Here is a 16,567-nt window from a genome sequence, read left to right as displayed (position 1 = left end):
CGACTATCTAAACTGCGCCTCACATAGCAATACGCCATAATTTTGAGACCTCCATGGACCTACGCCACCGCAACAATGTGAATGTCATGGGCGACGGCATGGCGACCCTGGTGTTCTCCCATGGCTTCGGCTGCAACCAGGCGATGTGGAACTATTTGGCGCCGCATTTTACCCAGCGTTTCCGCGTGGTGATGTATGACCTGGTGGGTGCCGGCCTGTCGGACCTCGCGGCCTTCGACAAGACCAGGTACGGCACGCTGGACGGTTACGCCCGTGATTTGAATGAAATCGTCGACACCTATGCGCAAGGGCCGGTGATTCTGGTGGGCCACTCGGTCAGCGCGATGATCGGCGCCCTCGCCGACCGCCTGCAGCCCGGGCGCATCGCTGCCCATGTAATGATTGGCCCGTCGCCCCGCTACATCGACGACGCGGACTATATCGGCGGTTTCAAGCGCAACGACATCGACGACCTGCTCGATACCCTCGACAGCAATTACCTCGGCTGGTCCAGTGCCATGGCCCCGGTGATCATGGGCGCGCCCGGGCAACCGGAACTCAGCGAGGCGCTGACCGAGAGTTTCTGCCGCACCGAGCCGGACATTGCCAGGCAATTCGCACGCGTGACCTTCATGTCGGATAACCGTGAGGACGTGACCGACCTCGCCGCCCCGGTGCTGATCCTGCAATCGAGCGACGACCTGATTGCCCCGGTCGTGGTGGGTGAATACCTGCATCGCGTAGTGCCCAACAGCACTTATTGCCTGATCGACAACGTCGGCCATTGCCCGCACATGAGTGCGCCAGTGGCGTGCGCGGCGGCGATGCACAGCTTCCTGGCGCCGTGGGCAGTCACCCATGGCAGTTGACCTGTTCGACAGCGCCGCCTGTGCGCTGGCCGTGACGGCTGAAGACGGCACGATCCTGCAGGTCAATGCCCGCTTCACTGACTGGTTGGGGTTCAGTGCCCAGGAGCTGTGTGGCCGTCGCTTTCAGGACCTGCTGACCATGGGCGGGCGAATTTTCCATCAGACGCACCTGGCGCCAATGCTGCGCATGCATGGCAGCGTCACCGAGGTGAAGCTCGACACCGTGCACCGCGACGGGCAGAAAGTGACGGTGCTGCTCAATGGCAATCGCCGCCAACTCGACGACGCCTTGGTGTACGACCTCGCGTTGTTCGGCACCACTGACCGCGACAAGTACGAACGCGAGTTGTTGAACGCGCGCAAGCTGGCGGAAGCCTTGCTGCAGGAAAAAACCGCCACCGAGATCGCCCTGCATCAGGCGCAGGCAGAACTCAAGCAAGCCTATGCCATCTCCCAGCGGCGCGCGATGTTCGCCGAGCAGATGGTGGCGATTGTCAGCCACGACCTGAAAAACCCGCTCACGGCGATTCGCATGGCTTCGGATTTTCTCAGCAGGGGTGAGCACACACCCAAGGAGCGCCAACTGCTCGGGCATATCGATCAGTCATCCGAGCGCGCCCAACGCATGATCGCAGACCTGCTCGATTTCACCCAGGCCAGGGTCGGTCACGGCATCAGTATCCGCACAGCGCCGCTGGACTTTCACACAGTCATTCGCCACGCCGTCGAGGAACTGCGCGTCGCATTCCCCAAGGCGACACTGGTGCACCATATCGAGGGCTATGGCAGCGCGAGCCTGGATGCCGACCGCGTACAGCAGATTATCGGCAACCTGGTGGCCAATAGCGTGGCGTATGGCGACCTGCAGCGAGAAATCCGTATCACCTCACGAATCGGCAATAACGTCTGCGAAGTTGCCGTGCACAACCATGGCACTGCGATTCCCGAGGGGTTGCTCGCCAATCTGTTCGAACCCATGACCCGCGGCACCGATCAAGGCAGCCAGGTGCGCAGCGTGGGCCTTGGCCTGTATATCGTGCGCGAACTGGCCAAGGTGCATGGCGGCGATGTGGCGGTAAGCTCATCGGCAGAGGCTGGCACAACCTTCACCGTGAAATTGCCTGCCACCCATTAATTCGTTGCGGGTTTTGGACTCAACGCCAGCTCCAGGACACCCCGGTATAGATCCCCCGCCCATCCGCCGGGGTCGAGCGCGCGACGTCCAGCCCCTTGTCGTCATACCCCGGCGTGACCGTATTGGCATAGCGGCGGTTGGTGAGATTGCGCAGGTCGACCCATGCCTGCCAGTCCTGCTTCGGCGCATCGTAGCCAAACGTTGCACCCAGTAGCGTGTATGCCGCAGCGTAATAGGAGTTGGCATAGTCCACCGCTACCCGCGAAGAGTGCTCGGTGTTGAGGCTGGTGTAGAAGCCGCTCGGGTGACTGTAGCGAACTTGCGCCTGATAGTAGTGTCTGGGGATGCCCGGCAGCGTGTTGCTACCAAAGCGGTCATCGTCACGGTAGTGGAAGTCGCTGAAGGTGTAGGCCTGGCGCAGATCGAGCCGGCCCTCGCGGCCGCCGTCCCACAGCGGGCTGAGCAGGCTCAGTTCCACGCCCTGATGCACGGTGGGGCTGGCGTTGGCCTCAGCAATCACGGCGTTGCTGGTGGCGGTCTGAGCCTGGGTTTCCACGGCCAGCAGTTCGTGGCGCACTTCGGAGCGGTACAGCGCCAGGTCCCAGGCGCCAAGCCACGCTTCACCCCGTCCGCCGACTTCCAGGGTGGTGGCGGTCTGGTTTTTCAGGCTCACGCCTTCGCGCGCCAGCCCCTTGGCCGGGCCGCCGGTGAAGTATTTGTTCGAACCCCAGATCATCGACCACGCATGCGGGGGCTCGACCGAACGACTGAGGTTGCCGTACACCTGCAATTGCGGATTGAAGTCATAACGCAGGCCAACGCGCGGTGCGTAGTCCCAGTCATGCTGACTGAGCGGCGCCTGACCTTGCGGGTAGGTGACCTGGGTCTCGCGGCGCGTATAAATGGCTGCCAGGCCGGTGGTCAGCCACAGGTCCGGCAGCAGTTCCAGGTCATTGCCGATATGCAGCACGGTGTCGGACCCGAGGTAGGAATAATCACGCGTTTTGGTGCCTGGCGCATAGCTGGCGGTATTTGCGGCCGGCGTGCGTACATATTCCGACGCGCCATTGTTGGGCATCGCCTGGGTGGTGCGCAGGCCGAGGGTGGTTTTGCTGTCATGGCCGAACAGGCTGTCCTGACGGATGTAGTTCAGGGTGCCGCTGATGTCGGTGTAGGCGACTTTCAGGCGGTTGGTGCCTTCGCGCAGGTCCATGGGGTAATCGTGATAGGCCAGGCCGACCTCGACCTTCGAGCGGTCATCCAATTGCAGGGTGGTCTTGTTGGCGATCCAGGTGGACCCCGGTTGCAGGCGTTTGGAATCGCGGGCGGCGTTGAGGCTATTGGCGGCGCGCGGGGCATGGCTGACCTGGTAGCGCGTGAGCTTGCCGGGGGTGTCGTTGGCGGTTTCGCGATAACGGAAATAGAAGCGGGTTTCCAGGTCCGGGTTGAGTTGATAGCCGAAGTTGGCGGCAACGCCCTTGCCGGTGCCCGCGCTCTGCCGCTGATAGCCGTCGGACGCGGAGTCGGTGAGGCTGATGTAGTAATCGGCGTCGCCCAGCACTTGGCCGGAACTGATTTCACGCTGGGCATAACCACGACTGCCCGCCTCATAGCGCAGTTGCAAAGTGGGCGCGTCGTAGCCGGTACGGGTGACGTAGTTGACCGCCCCACCCAGCGCCAGCGCACCGCGATCAAAGCCGTTGGCGCCGCGCAGCACCTCAACGCGACTGTGCCACAGTGGGTCCTTGAGTTCATAGGGCGTGCCGCCGGGCCCGGTGAGCGGCAAACCGTCGAGCATCTCGAACAGGCCGGACGCATGGGACCCAGGGCTGCGGTTCAGGCCCGAGCCACGGATGGACAGCTTCACCCCTTCATTATTTGCAGCCTTGGCATACACCCCGGCCTGGTACTTGAACACATCCTCATTGGTGCTGACCCGCCCCTGTTGCACGCTGTCCATGTCGATGTAGTTGGTGGCGCCAGGCACGCTCTTGAGCTGCGCCTGGGCTATTTCACCGGCACTGGCGGGCGCCGTGCTGACTTCGACCGGTGCCAGTTGCAGTGTTTCGGCGTGCACCGTCGGGCTGAGGGTCAGGGCGGCAAACAGAAGCGGGGATTGGCGCAACAGCATGGGGCAGGTCCTTGGCATTCGGAAGCATAAGAAGCCTGGCGGCTTCGCCGGGTCACTCCTTGCAAACGAATCCTTACCTTGCCGCAACAGCCTCCAGCGTTTGCATGAAATCATCGGCCTCCGACCCCGGAGGGAACCTGAAACCATACATTTCATCCGTGGCCAGAATTGCGTCCAGGGTGTTGCACAACTGTGCTTCGGTCGGCGAGTCCTGCAGCAGTTTCTGCGCTGGCAGCAAAAGCTCCGCCGCGACGCCCTGGACGCTCGCGGTGTCGATCACCGCAAACAGGATAAAGCGCAAACGAATGTCGCGATCCGTGAGCCAAACCATTTTTTTCTTACCCAAGGTAGGCCTCGATATTTAGGAAAAGTCCGAGGCTATTGCCGGTGGAGGGACGTTTCAAGCGGCCCATTGCAAGATAGGCCGTGTCCTACATGGGAAAGCGAAACGCCGCACTCCCCGGTCATAGGTGTCACTGCACCGGCAGAAAATTCATCAGCAACAGGCTTTGCGCATAGTTGAGACCGATGCGGCGGTAGCGCTCGTCGAGGATCTGGGTAAGCAGGTCAAGGCGCGCGACGATCTTGCCGAATTCCACGGCAAAACTGAGGTTGCTGCCCTCCTCCGAGATCTCGTTGGAAAACAGCAGCAGCACGCCATTGGCGTCCTGGCGCTGGCCGAGCAACCAGGTGGCCTTTTCGATATTGCGCGCGGCGTTGCTGACGAACTGCGGGTTGATCGAATCGGTCACGTAAAACTGGGTACGCCCGCCGTGGGCGGTGACCAGCATGCTGCCGATGGCGTAGATGAATGCGCCGACGCGGTCGCCGCGAAACTCCGGGCTCAGCGAGTAACTCAAGGCTGCCAGGTCACGGCGCTCGCCAAGTGCCGGCAACGGTTGGCGGTTTTCGATGGCCTGGCGGATTGTCCGCGCGGCGGTCACCGCATCCGGGTAGCCCGACTGACGCCACTGGCTGGGGTTGCGCAGGTAGAGCTTGTTCATCAACAGATACAGGCTTTGCAGGTTATCGCGCATGCCCAGGGTGGCCATGCGGTCCACGCTGGTCTGGAAGAACTCATCAGGCTTGCCTTCGCTGAACTGCCGGGCCATGTCGCGGCCCTGCTGCTGGCTGCACGCCGTGGCACAGAGCGTCAGCATCGCCGCGAGCAACAGCGGCCAGCGTCTGGTTAAACAGGTTGAAAGGTGGCTCATCCGCATCCGGTCGGGTCCTGCTGCCTGCGCGCTGAATGCGCGCGTTCATGACAGGGATAGATCAGAAGAATGAAAAAAAGTGCAGCCCTGCCCGGCAGATCAGCAAAGGACTACAACCCTGCACTAGCGCATTCCTGTTGAATACTTGCCTGATCCTGCGGACTTGCCGCCGATTGGATAGATAGCCCTGGCCCCGTGGTCTAGAGTGCAATCATGGGCGACCTGCGTCGCACCTCTTATAAGAACTCAGCTACACCGACCGATGATCAGCAGGTGAACCCGCCATGGAATTACGCATCAACCAAAAAGCCTATCAAGTCGAGGCCGACGCCGACACGCCCCTATTGTGGGTGATCCGCGATGACCTGGGCATGACCGGCACCAAGTACGGCTGCGGCCTGGCCCAGTGCGGCGCCTGCTCGGTGCTGGTGGACGGCAACGTGGTACGCGCCTGCGTCACACCGGTGGCCGCCGTGGCGGGCCGCGAGATCACCACCATCGAGGCCATCGAAGCCGATGATGTGGGCAAGCGTGTGGTCGCCGCCTGGGTCGAACATCAAGTGGCGCAATGTGGTTATTGCCAGTCCGGGCAGGTGATGGCCGCCACTGCGCTGCTCAAGCACACCCCCGCGCCCACCACAGCACAGATCGACGCGGCCATGGTCAACCTGTGCCGCTGCGGCACGTACAACGCGATCCACACCGCCATGGATGACCTGGCCAAGCAGGAGCGTGCCTGATGAATACGCATCTGCCACTGCCTGAATTGCCCCTGGGTGATCCGGTCAACCTGTCGCGCCGACGCTTTCTGGCCAGTACCGCCGTGGGCGCGCTGGTGATCGGCTTCGGCCTGCCGATGGGCTCGGCCCGGGTGCAGGCTGCCACCGCCAACGCCGCAGAGCGCGGCACCCAGGTGCCGGCGTTTCTGGAAATTCGCCCGGACGGCAGCGTGCGTCTGCTCAGCCCCTTCATGGAAGGCGGCCAGGGCACCCACACCGCCATGGCGCAGATCGTCGGCGAAGAGCTGGACGCCGATCCCGCCACCTTCGTGGTCGAGGCCGCTCCACCGGGCGAAGCCTACGTGGTGATGGAAAACGGCATGCGCATCACCGGCGGCAGCATGTCGGTGCGCATGAGCTACCCGACCATGCGCCGCCTGGGCGCCCTTGCGCGCGCCATGCTGCTGCAGGCCGGCGCCGAACAGCTCGGCGTGCCGCTCGCCGAACTCACCACCCAGCCCGGCCGCGTGGTGCACGCAGCGTCCGGCCGTTCGCTGGGCTACGGCGAATTGGCCGGGCGCGCCCTGGACATGCCGGTGCCCGACCCGGCCAGCATCACCCTGCGCGACCCGAGCCAGTTCCGCTGGATCGGCAAACCGGTCAAACGCCTGGACGCCTACGACAAATCCACCGGCAAAGCGCTGTATACCATCGACCTGAAGGTCGACGACATGCTCCACGCCGCCGTGCAGCATGCGCCCCGCCTGGGCATGACCGTCGGCAGCCTGCGCAATCAGGCGCAGGTCGAAGCGATGAAAGGCGTGCATTCGGTGCACACCCTGCCCGGCGCCGTGGCGGTGGTGGCCGAACGCTGGTGGCACGCCAAACGCGCCGTCGAAGCGATCCAGGTGGATTGGCTGGAAGCGGCCGCCGATTCGAAGCTGCGCGCAATGCCCGCCGACTTTTCCACCGACAAGCACCGCGAATTTCTCGCCGCCCAGCAAGGTCCGACCCGCGACGACGAGAACGAAGGCGACGTGGCCGGCGCGCTGAAAAACGCCAAAACCCGGGTCGAGGCCACTTACCACAACCAATACCTCAACCATGCCCAACTGGAACCGCCGTCGGCGCTGGCGCGCTTCAACCCCGATGGCTCACTCGAGGTGTGGCTGCCCAACCAGGCACCGGACATGTTCCGCGCTGACATCGCCAAGCGCACCGGCCTTGATCCTGCGAACATCACCCTGCACTCGCCGCTGCTGGGCGGGTTTTTCGGTCGGCACTTCCTCTATGAGTCGGCCAATCCCTACCCGCAGGCCATCGCGCTGGTCAAGGCCGTGGGTCGCCCGATCAAACTGATCTGGAGCCGCGAGGAAGAGTTCCTGCGTGACGTGTTGCGCCCGCTGGCGGTGGTCAAGTTCCGCGCTGCACTGGATGACAAAGGCCTGCCGGTCGCCATTGAGGCGGTCAGTGCCACCGAAGGCCCGACCGAAGCCCTCGCCGGCAAACAGGGCGACAAGATCGACCCTGCGGCCCTTGAAGGGTTGTCGGGCAAAAGCTACGCAATCCCCAACAAACGCATCGCGCAGATCTACGTCAAAGGCCCGGCCATGCTCGGGTACTGGCGTTCGGTGGGCAATTCGCTCAACGATTTTTTCTATGAAGCGTTCCTCGATGAACTGGCGGACAAGGGCGGTCACGACCCCTATGAGTTGCGCCTGCACCTGCTGCGCGACAACCCGCGACTGACTACCTTGCTCAAGGCTGCAGCCGAGTTGTCCGGCGGCTGGAAGCGGGGCCCCTACACCGCCGAAGACGGCAGCCGCCGTGCCCGTGGCGTGGCGATGGCGTCGCCGTTCGGCTCCCATGCGGCGGTGGTCGCCGAAGTGTCGATCGAGCATAGCCAGGTCAAGGTGCATCACATCTGGGAGGCGATCGACCCCGGCAGCATCGTCAACCCCGCCATCGTGCAGGCGCAAGTGGCCGGCGCCGTAGCGTTGGGTCTGTCGCAAACCCTGATCGAGGAAGCGGTGTACGTGGACGGCAAGCCACGAGCACGCAACTACGACCTGTACCCGATCCTGCCACCCTCGCGCATGGCGCAGGTGCACGTAAAGATCGTCGAGAGTGGCGAAAAAATGGGCGGTATCGGCGAACCTCCGCTGCCCGCAGTGGCGCCTGCCGTGGCTAACGCGGTGGCGCAGTTGACCGGCCAGCGCATCCGCAGCTTGCCATTGAGCCGATACACCTTCAGCTAAGGACAGGGAACGCCCATGAACACCCGACGATTCGCCCGAACCGCAGGCTGGCTTGCCCTGCCCTGCCTGATCGCAGCCGGCCTGCTGGCCTGGTATGTCACCCGTGAGCCTGCCTCGCCGTTCGAGCAGGAACAGGCCACGACCTTCGACCCCGCGCTGGTCAGCCGTGGCGAGTATGTCGCGCGCCTCGGCGACTGCGTGGCCTGCCACAGCCTCGCCGGCAAGGCGCCCTTTGCCGGCGGCCTGGAAATGGCCACGCCGCTGGGGGCGATCCACGCCACCAATATCACCCCGGATCGAGACGTCGGCATCGGCGCCTACAGCCTGGCCGACTTCGACCGCGCGGTACGCCAAGGCGTGGCGCCGGGCGGCCGCCGACTCTACCCGGCCATGCCCTACCCGTCTTATGTGAAGCTCAGCGACGATGACGTGCGCGCGCTGTATGCGTTCTTCATGAAAGGCGTGCAACCGGCCAGTGAGCCCAATATTCCCGGCGCCATTCCCTGGCCGCTGAATATGCGCTGGCCCATCGCCCTGTGGAACGGCGTGTTCGCCCCCACGGCCACCTACGCCGCCAAAACCGATCAGGATGCGCTGTGGAACCGTGGCGCCTATATCGTCCAGGGCCCGGGCCATTGCGGCAGTTGCCACACGCCGCGCGGTTTGGCCTTCAACGAGAAAGCCCTGGATGAGACCGGCCCGCCGTTCCTCGCCGGCGCGCTGCTCGATGGCTGGTACGCGCCGAGCCTGCGCCAGGACCACAACACCGGCCTGGGCCGCTGGAGCGAGCCGCAGATCGTGCAATTCCTCAAGACCGGGCGCAACCAGCACGCGGTGGTGTATGGCTCGATGACCGAGGCCTTCAACAACTCCACGCAGTTCATGACCGACGACGACCTGGCCGCCATCGCCCGCTACCTCAAGTCACTGCCCGGCGATCCGCAGCGCGACGGCGCGCCCTGGCAGTATCAGGCCGCCGCGACCGACGCACGCCCCGGCGCCCATCTGTACGCGACACGCTGCGCCTCCTGCCACGGCCCGGACGGCAAGGGCCAGCCTGACTGGATGCCACCCCTGGCCGGCGCCACCTCGGCGCTGGCCAAGGAAGCCGCCTCGGCCATCAACATCACCCTCAACGGCTCCCAACGCATCGTCGCCGCTGGCGTACCCGATGCCTACCGCATGCCGGCGTTCCGCGAGCAACTTTCCGACCAGGAGATCGCCCAGGTGCTCACCTACATGCGCAGCACCTGGGGCAACACGGGCGGCGCAGTAGACGCCAAGGACGTCAACAAACTGCGCGGCCACACCGACCCGGCCAGCAGTAGCCCGATCATTTTGCATATGCGGTAAGAGCGGGGCAGCCTGAGAGCCGACAGGGATGGTCTGCCGAGCGCTGTACAAAATGTGGGAGGGGGCTTGCTCCCGATGAGGGTGGGTCAGCTTATGTGTAGCTGACACACTGCCATCGGGAGCAAGCCCCCTCCCACATTTTGATCTCCATTGGTCTGATGGATATCACACTGCTTTTGATCGTGGGTGCCCCGTCAACCACGCTGGCCGAACGCAGGCTTGAATCCGTGGGCCGCCGTAAGGGCGGAACCCATAGCAGCCGTCCCCGCAGCAACGGATATCCCCCCATCAAAAGCCCCCAAATCCCCAACATTTTTGCCAATATCCCCCTCTCCATCATTTCTCCACAAACCCTCCCACAAAAGCGCATGGTAATTACGCACAATCCCCCTGCCCCCACGGCAACCACACCGAGCCCAACATGAATGACCTGCCCAATACCCTCCGGGAAACCCAGGCGCTGGTACTGATCGCCGAAGACGAACCCGAAATCGCCGACATCCTCATCGCCTACCTCAAGCGCGCCGGGTTTCGCACCGCCCACGCGCTCGACGGCCGACGCGCGCTGGAGCTGCATCAGACGCTCAAGCCGGACCTGCTGCTGCTCGATGTGCTGATGCCCCACGTGGACGGCTGGAAGGTGCTCGCCGAAGTACGCCATCGCGGCAATACACCGGTGATCATGCTGACCGCGCAGGACCAGGACCTGGACAAGCTGATGGGCCTGCGCATCGGCGCCGACGACTACATCGTCAAACCGTTCAATCCGGCCGAAGTGGTGGCGCGCACCCAGGCGGTGCTGCGTCGCACCACCGACTATCAATACGTGTCGGCCAGCAGCGTGCTGCGCGTGGATGCGTTCGAGATCGATATCGAAAGCCACGAAGTCACGGTGCGCAGGGCGGGCGAGGCATTAACGCTGCTGCTCACCGCCACCGAATTCAAGTTGCTCGCGCAACTGGCCAAAGCGCCCAAGCGCGTGTTCAGCCGCGCCGAGCTGCTGGCGCTGTGCTCGCCGGAAAGCGACAGCCTGGAACGCACGGTGGACAGCCACATCAGCAAGCTGCGCCGCAAGATCGAAGACCTCGGCCTGCAAGGCGTGCCCGAAAGTATCCGGGGTGTGGGTTACCGGTTTGGGAGTGTGACGTGAAAATCCTCAACGGCTTGAGCCGCCAGATCATTGTGTCGATGTCAGCCGTGGTGCTGTGCGTCATCGCCCTCGCCGTGGTCGGCTCCTACGTGTTCTATTCGCTGTTGTGGGCCTATTGGCCGCTGTCCGAAGAAGACGTGGACACGTGGATGCCGTCCAATATCGAGTGGGCCTGGATGGGGCTGATCACGCTGGTCAGCCTGGCCGTGGGCGCGGTGGTGGCGTTGAAGTTATCGCGCCGGATTCTGATGCCCTTGAACTCGGTCGCCGAGAGCCTGCGCAAACTGGCCGACGGTGACCTGGAAGCCCAAGCCGTGGCGGGTGAACACCCCATCGGCGAGGCGGCGATTCTGGTGGATGACTTCAACAGCATGGCTCAGCGCCTTAAACGCATGGCCCAGGAGCAGGCGTTCTGGAACGCGGCGATTGCCCACGAACTGCGCACGCCCCTGACAATTCTGCGCGGACGCCTGCAAGGCCTGGCCGAAGGCGTTTTCGAACCGGACAACGCACAGTTCTACAGCCTGCTGGGCCAGGTCGAAGGGCTGACGCGGTTGATCGAAGACCTGCGGGTGGTCGGGCTGGCCGACAGCGGCTATCTGGAACTGCACCTGCAGAATGCCGACCTCGCTGCCGGGATCGAGGACGATGTGCGGCTGTTCGAACCGAGCCTCACGGCCGCCGGGTTCGTGCTGCACCTGGACCTGCAACGCCGTTTGATGCGCTGCGATCCCGGGCGGATCCGCCAGGCCTTGCTCGCCCTGCTGGACAATATCCGCCGCCACGCCACGCCGGGTAACGTCAACATCCACTTGAGCACGCGCGATGCGATCCATTATCTGCGGGTGCGCGATGACGGCCCCGGCATCGACGCCGAATTTGCCGCGCACCTGTTCGAAGCGTTCCAGCGCGGCGAAAACTCGCGCTCCCGGGCCCAGGGCGGCAGCGGCCTGGGCTTGGCGGTGGTGCGCGCGATTGCCCTCGCCCATGGCGGTGCGGTGAGCTGCCGACGCATGGAAAACGGCGGCACTCTGTTCGAATTCAGCTGGCCCGTTTGATCAATCGGATACCGCGATGCGCGTCTTTGCCTGGCTGTTCAGCTCCACCCCCGACTACCGGGACTTCGCTTTACTGGATAACCATGGCGTGTGTATCGCATTCAAACGCTGTACCGCCCAGCCCGCAAACGGGGACTGGGTCGCCGTCAATGAGATCAACCTGAGCTGGCTGGGCAGACCGTTGCCCGGCAAAGCCCGGACCGTTTAACAACCTTCGTCCTGTACGCAGTGGCCTACTCTTATGTCGAACACGTATCTGTCCAAGCTTGAAGACTCACTGAGACTGCACACCACCCGGTTGAAAAAGTGGCAGCGGCTGTGGGTGCCCTTGCAGCAGCGCGCACCAAAATGGGTCCTGGGGCTGTGGATTCTGGGAGTGTTCTTCTCGTTGATCACCGAGTTCTACGCGCACTGGATGGTGACCGCGCCGTTGATCCTTGCGTTGATCGTCGCCGAAATCGTGATCGATGAGCGGCAAATGACGCTGTCCTTGCAGGCCGATAAACTGCGCGACCTGCTCAGGACCGCCCGGCAGCGTTATGCCTGCCCTTGAGGGTTATGTGCCTGGCGCATGGCCCATTCTTAAACGTCATAACGCTGATTTCATCTGCGTGGTAGGCTCGCTGGTTTATAAACAGGCATTGATCGTGCATTAGACGATGGCCAGAACCAGGAAAGATCATGCCAAAAATTTCCCACTCAGCGCTTCGCTGCAATTTTCGTGAGTTGCTTGCCGCCCCCCAGTGCGTCGAAACAGCTTCTGTGTTCGACCCGATGTCCGCACGCATTGCGGCCGACCTGGGGTTTGAGGTCGGCATCCTGGGCGGCTCGGTCGCCTCGTTGCAGGTGCTGGCAGCGCCCGATTTCGCGCTGATCACCCTCAGCGAGTTCGTCGAACAGGCCACGCGCATCGGCCGCGTCGCCCAACTGCCCTTTATCGCCGATGCCGATCACGGTTACGGCAATGCCCTCAACGTGATGCGCACCGTCGAGGAACTCGAACGCGCCGGCGTGGCCGCGCTGACCATCGAAGACACCCTGCTGCCCGCGCAATTCGGGCGCAAATCCACCGACCTGATTTCCATCGACGAAGGCATCGGCAAGGTCAGGGCAGCTCTCGAGGCTCGGGTCGATCCCGCGCTGTCGATCATTGCGCGCACCAATGCCGGCGTGCTGCCCACCGAGGACGTGATCAAGCGCACCAGGGCCTACGAAAAGGCCGGTGCCGACGGCATCTGCATGGTCGGCGTCAAGGACTTCGAGCACCTGGAGCAGATTGCCGAGAACCTCAGCGTGCCGCTGATGCTGGTGACCTACGCCAACCCCAAGCTCAACGACGCAGCGCGCCTGGCCAGCCTCGGTGTGCGCGTGGTGGTGGCCGGCCATGGCGCCTACTTTGCGGCAATCAAGGCCACCTACGACAGCCTGCGCGCGCAGCGCCAACTGACCCACCGCACCTCCAACCTCAGCGCCACCGAACTCACGCACACCTACACGTTGCCGGCCAGCTACATGGCGTGGGCCGAAGAGTTCATGGACGTCAAAGAGTAAGGCTCACGGCATGCTCCAGCACCACTTGCAACGGGTGGCGCAGGTGCTTGCCGGCTTGACGCTTGACCTGACTGCGGCAGGAATACCCGGTGGCCAGCGCCTCACCGGGCTGGTCCAGCTTGCCCGCCCATGACTGCTCGAAAATGGTCTTCGACGTGTGCTGATTGCGGGCCTCATGGCCGTAAGTGCCGGACATCCCGCAGCAGCCACTCGCCTCGCTGACCAGCGTGAGCCCCAATCGGGCAAACACGGCCTGCCACTGCGCGGTACTTGCCGGGGCGTTGGTCTTTTCGGTGCAGTGCGCCAGCAGGCGAAAGGTCTGCGAGCTGTGGGGCGCGCGCTCCGGCAGCGCGTCGACCAGCCACTCTTGAGGCAACAGCACCGTCGGGCACTCGCCAATCCCCGGCACCTTGCGGTACTCCTGGCGATACACCAGCGTCATCGCCGGATCCAGCCCCACCAGCGGCACGCCACAGTCGGCCAGCGCCTTGAGTTGCGTGGCATTGCGAATCGCCGCTTTGGCGAAGGCACCGAGGAAGCCCTGCACATGCAAGGGTTTGCCATTGGCGCTGTAGGGCGCCAGAAACACCCGATAGCCCAACTGATGGGCCAACTGGATAAAGTGCGCCAGCAACGGTGTTTCGAAGTAACGGGTAAACGCATCCTGCACCAGCACTACGCTGCGCTCGCGTTGCGCGGGCGTCAGCTCGCGCAGGGTCGGCACGCTGGCAACCTTGACCTTGCACGCGTTGAGCGTGGCCTGCAGGTCGTGGCGGTGGATCAGCGGGCTGTCGAGCATGCCGACATGGCGCGCCAGCAGGCGACTCATCCAGCCGGCGCCCATGACCGCGTTGTACAGGCCCGGTGCGTAAGCCAGGTAGGGAATGCTGAACTCCAGCGAGCCGATCAGGTAATCGCGCAACGGACGTTGATAGCGACCGTGATACAGCTCCAGGAACCGCGAGCGGAACTCCGGCACATTGACCTTGATCGGGCACTGGCCCGCGCAGGATTTACACGCCAGGCAGCCCGCCATGGCGTCATACACCTCATGGGAAAAGTCCGCCTTACCGCGCGAGCGCGCCAGGTTGTTGCGCAGCCGCGCCGGTAACCCGCCCAACCAGGCCAGCCGGCCACGGGCCACGGCCAGTACGTCGATATTGGCTGCGCCCTGCAGGCGCAACCACTCGCGGATCAGCGACGCCCTGCCCTTGGGCGAATGCTGGCGTTCGCGGGTGGCTTTCCACGAGGGGCACATGGCGTCATCGGGGTCGTAGTTGTAGCAGGCGCCGTTGCCGTTGCAATGCATGGCGGTGCCGAAGCTCTGCCACACGCGCTCGTCGATGTGCCGGTCGAGGTCGCCGCGCAGCGTCACTTCGTCAACCTTGAGCAACCCCTGGGGGGCATCTGGCGGCGTGCAGATCTTGCCGGGGTTGAGCTGGTTGTGCGGGTCAAAGGCGCCCTTGAGCGCTTGCAACGCCGGGTACAGCTCGCCGAAAAATGCGGGCACGTATTCGGAGCGCAAACCTTTGCCGTGCTCGCCCCACAGCAGCCCGCCGTAACGCTGGGTCAGGGCAGCCACGGCGTCGGAGATCGGTTTGACCAGGGCAGCCTGGGCCGGGTCTTTCATGTCCAGCGCCGGGCGTACGTGCAGCACGCCGGCGTCGACATGGCCGAACATGCCGTAGGCCAGGCCATAGCTGTCGAGCAAGGCGCGAAACTCGGTGATGTAATCGGCCAGACGCTCCGGCGGCACGGCAGTGTCTTCGACAAAGGGCTGCGGGCGAATCTCACCGTCGACGTTACCCAGCAGCCCCACCGAACGTTTGCGCATGGCGTAGACGCGGGTCACCGCTTCGGCGCCTTCGGCCAGGGTGTGGCCCAGCCGCTCGAGGGTGGCGTCGCTCTGCAAGTGCGCGACAAAGGACGCCACCCGCGCGTTGACCTGCGCCACATCGTCGCCGCTGAATTCCACCAGGTTGATGCCCAGCGTCGGGCGCACGGCCTCGGTGGGGAAATACTCGGCGACGCTGTGCCAGACAATGTCCTTCATTGCCAGCTGCAGCACCCTGGAATCCACGGTTTCGATGGACAGCGGCGCGTGCGCAAGCAAGGCATTGGCGTCGCGCAGCGCGTCCATGAAGCTGGCGTAGCGCACATTGACCAGCACCGAATAGCGCGGAATCGGCAGCACATTGAGCCGGGCTTCGACCACGTAGCCGAGTGAGCCTTCGGCGCCGCACAGCACGCTGTTGAGGTTGAAACGCCCCTGCTCGTCACGCAGGTGCGCCAGGTCGTAACCGGTGAGACAGCGATTGAGCGTGGGGAACACCGAGGCGATCAGTTCGGCCTGGGTGTCGTGGATCTGCCGCGCGGTACGGTACACCTCACCGATACGCCCGCCCTGCGCGCACGCCGCGTCAAGTTCGCCGTCGGACAGCGGCCGGCTATGCAGGTGCTCGCCGCCGAGCAATACGCTGTGCAGTTCAAGGACATGGTCGCGGGTCTTGCCGTAGGTGCAACTGCCCTGGCCGCTGGCGTCGGTGTTGATCATGCCGCCCACGGTGGCGCGGTTGGAGGTGGACAGCTCCGGGGCGAAGAACAGCCCGTGGGGCTTGAGCGCGGCATTGAGCTGGTCCTTGACCACGCCTGCCTGCACCCGCACCCAGCGCTCGGCCACGTTGATCTCAAGAATCGCGTTCATGTGGCGCGACAGGTCGACCACGATGCCATCGGTCAACGACTGGCCGTTGGTGCCGGTGCCACCGCCGCGCGGGGTCAGTTTGATCTGGCGAAAGCGCGGTTCGGCCATCAGGGTGGCGATGCGCGCAATATCGTCGGCGTCCAGGGGAAATACGGCCGCTTGGGGCAGGCGCTGATAGATCGAGTTATCGGTGGCCAACACGGTGCGGGTGGCGTAGTCGGCACTGAGCTGGCCGCGAAAACCGCTGGCGTGCAAGGCCTGCAGAAACTCCGGGTACTGTGGCGCAGGTGCAGCGGTAGGCAGCGGGGCGATCATCGCGGGCAGGTCTCTGGTCACGGAAAGTCGAAATACTTGTCGCCTGGGCATTAATAGGTCAGCCTCAGGTCGTTGGTTTGGCCCATGATCCTGCAGGTTACGGCGCGCTA

General features: G+C 63.8%; 14 protein-coding genes. 10 read left to right on the top strand and 4 right to left on the bottom strand.

Annotated features, from left to right (window positions below; translation table 11 throughout):
* Nucleotides 1-53: 53 nt before the first annotated feature.
* Nucleotides 54-869, top strand: a complete 816-nt coding sequence (locus tag VRB54_RS09665; protein ID WP_338480575.1) for an alpha/beta hydrolase — start codon at nt 54-56, stop codon at nt 867-869.
* Nucleotides 859-2,004, top strand: a complete 1,146-nt coding sequence (locus tag VRB54_RS09660; RefSeq protein ID WP_338480574.1) for a PAS domain-containing sensor histidine kinase — start codon at nt 859-861, stop codon at nt 2,002-2,004. The genes VRB54_RS09665 and VRB54_RS09660 overlap by 11 nt, the downstream gene beginning before the upstream one ends.
* 19 nt (nt 2,005-2,023) lie before the next feature.
* On the opposite strand, the gene VRB54_RS09655 is transcribed toward VRB54_RS09660, so the two are convergent.
* The 3 genes from VRB54_RS09655 to VRB54_RS09645 all read right to left on the bottom strand — a co-directional run bounded on the left by VRB54_RS09655 (nt 2,024) and on the right by VRB54_RS09645 (nt 5,355).
* Nucleotides 2,024-4,135, bottom strand: a complete 2,112-nt coding sequence (locus tag VRB54_RS09655) for a TonB-dependent receptor family protein (RefSeq protein WP_338480573.1) — start codon at nt 4,133-4,135, stop codon at nt 2,024-2,026.
* Nucleotides 4,136-4,208: 73 nt separating this feature from the next.
* Complete coding sequence (locus VRB54_RS09650; protein WP_338480572.1) at nt 4,209-4,481, bottom strand: hypothetical protein; 273 nt, start codon at nt 4,479-4,481, stop codon at nt 4,209-4,211.
* Nucleotides 4,482-4,608: 127 nt separating this feature from the next.
* Nucleotides 4,609-5,355 carry a hypothetical protein gene (locus tag VRB54_RS09645; RefSeq protein WP_338480571.1) on the bottom strand — a complete coding sequence of 249 codons (747 nt, stop codon included), beginning with the start codon at nt 5,353-5,355 and terminating at the stop codon, nt 4,609-4,611.
* A gap of 278 nt (nt 5,356-5,633) precedes the next feature.
* Here VRB54_RS09645 and VRB54_RS09640 point away from each other — a divergent pair, with 278 nt between their 5' ends.
* The 8 genes from VRB54_RS09640 to VRB54_RS09605 all read left to right on the top strand — a co-directional run bounded on the left by VRB54_RS09640 (nt 5,634) and on the right by VRB54_RS09605 (nt 13,438).
* Entirely contained in the window at nt 5,634-6,089 is a 456-nt protein-coding gene (locus tag VRB54_RS09640; protein WP_209981143.1) for a (2Fe-2S)-binding protein, read from the top strand.
* Entirely contained in the window at nt 6,089-8,326 is a 2,238-nt protein-coding gene (locus VRB54_RS09635; RefSeq protein WP_338480570.1) for a xanthine dehydrogenase family protein molybdopterin-binding subunit, read from the top strand. Before VRB54_RS09640 ends, VRB54_RS09635 begins: the two co-directional genes overlap by 1 nt.
* A gap of 15 nt (nt 8,327-8,341) precedes the next feature.
* On the top strand, nt 8,342-9,679 hold the full coding sequence (locus VRB54_RS09630) for a cytochrome c (RefSeq protein WP_338480568.1): 1,338 nt from the start codon (nt 8,342-8,344) through the stop codon (nt 9,677-9,679).
* Between the two features lie 421 nt (nt 9,680-10,100).
* Entirely contained in the window at nt 10,101-10,829 is a 729-nt protein-coding gene (locus tag VRB54_RS09625; RefSeq protein ID WP_338480567.1) for a response regulator, read from the top strand.
* Nucleotides 10,826-11,887, top strand: coding sequence for an ATP-binding protein (locus tag VRB54_RS09620; RefSeq protein ID WP_338480566.1), 1,062 nt, complete (start codon nt 10,826-10,828; stop codon nt 11,885-11,887). Before VRB54_RS09625 ends, VRB54_RS09620 begins: the two co-directional genes overlap by 4 nt.
* Before the next feature lie 16 nt (nt 11,888-11,903).
* Entirely contained in the window at nt 11,904-12,095 is a 192-nt protein-coding gene (locus tag VRB54_RS09615) for a hypothetical protein (protein WP_338480565.1), read from the top strand.
* 33 nt (nt 12,096-12,128) lie between these two features.
* Nucleotides 12,129-12,440, top strand: a complete 312-nt coding sequence (locus VRB54_RS09610; RefSeq protein WP_338480563.1) for a hypothetical protein — start codon at nt 12,129-12,131, stop codon at nt 12,438-12,440.
* 128 nt (nt 12,441-12,568) lie between these two features.
* Nucleotides 12,569-13,438 (top strand): isocitrate lyase/PEP mutase family protein, encoded by an 870-nt coding sequence (locus VRB54_RS09605; protein ID WP_209981131.1) that lies wholly within the window; start codon nt 12,569-12,571, stop codon nt 13,436-13,438.
* On the opposite strand, the gene VRB54_RS09600 is transcribed toward VRB54_RS09605, so the two are convergent.
* On the bottom strand, nt 13,428-16,457 hold the full coding sequence (locus VRB54_RS09600; protein WP_338481079.1) for a D-2-hydroxyglutarate dehydrogenase YdiJ: 3,030 nt from the start codon (nt 16,455-16,457) through the stop codon (nt 13,428-13,430). The genes VRB54_RS09605 and VRB54_RS09600 overlap by 11 nt on opposite strands.
* Nucleotides 16,458-16,567 lie beyond the last annotated feature (110 nt).

Source organism: Pseudomonas trivialis, from assembly GCF_036864995.1.
Taxonomy (GTDB): domain Bacteria; phylum Pseudomonadota; class Gammaproteobacteria; order Pseudomonadales; family Pseudomonadaceae; genus Aquipseudomonas; species Aquipseudomonas trivialis.
Note: the sequence above shows the minus strand (reverse complement) of the source record. Positions and strands in the feature narration are given on the sequence as shown.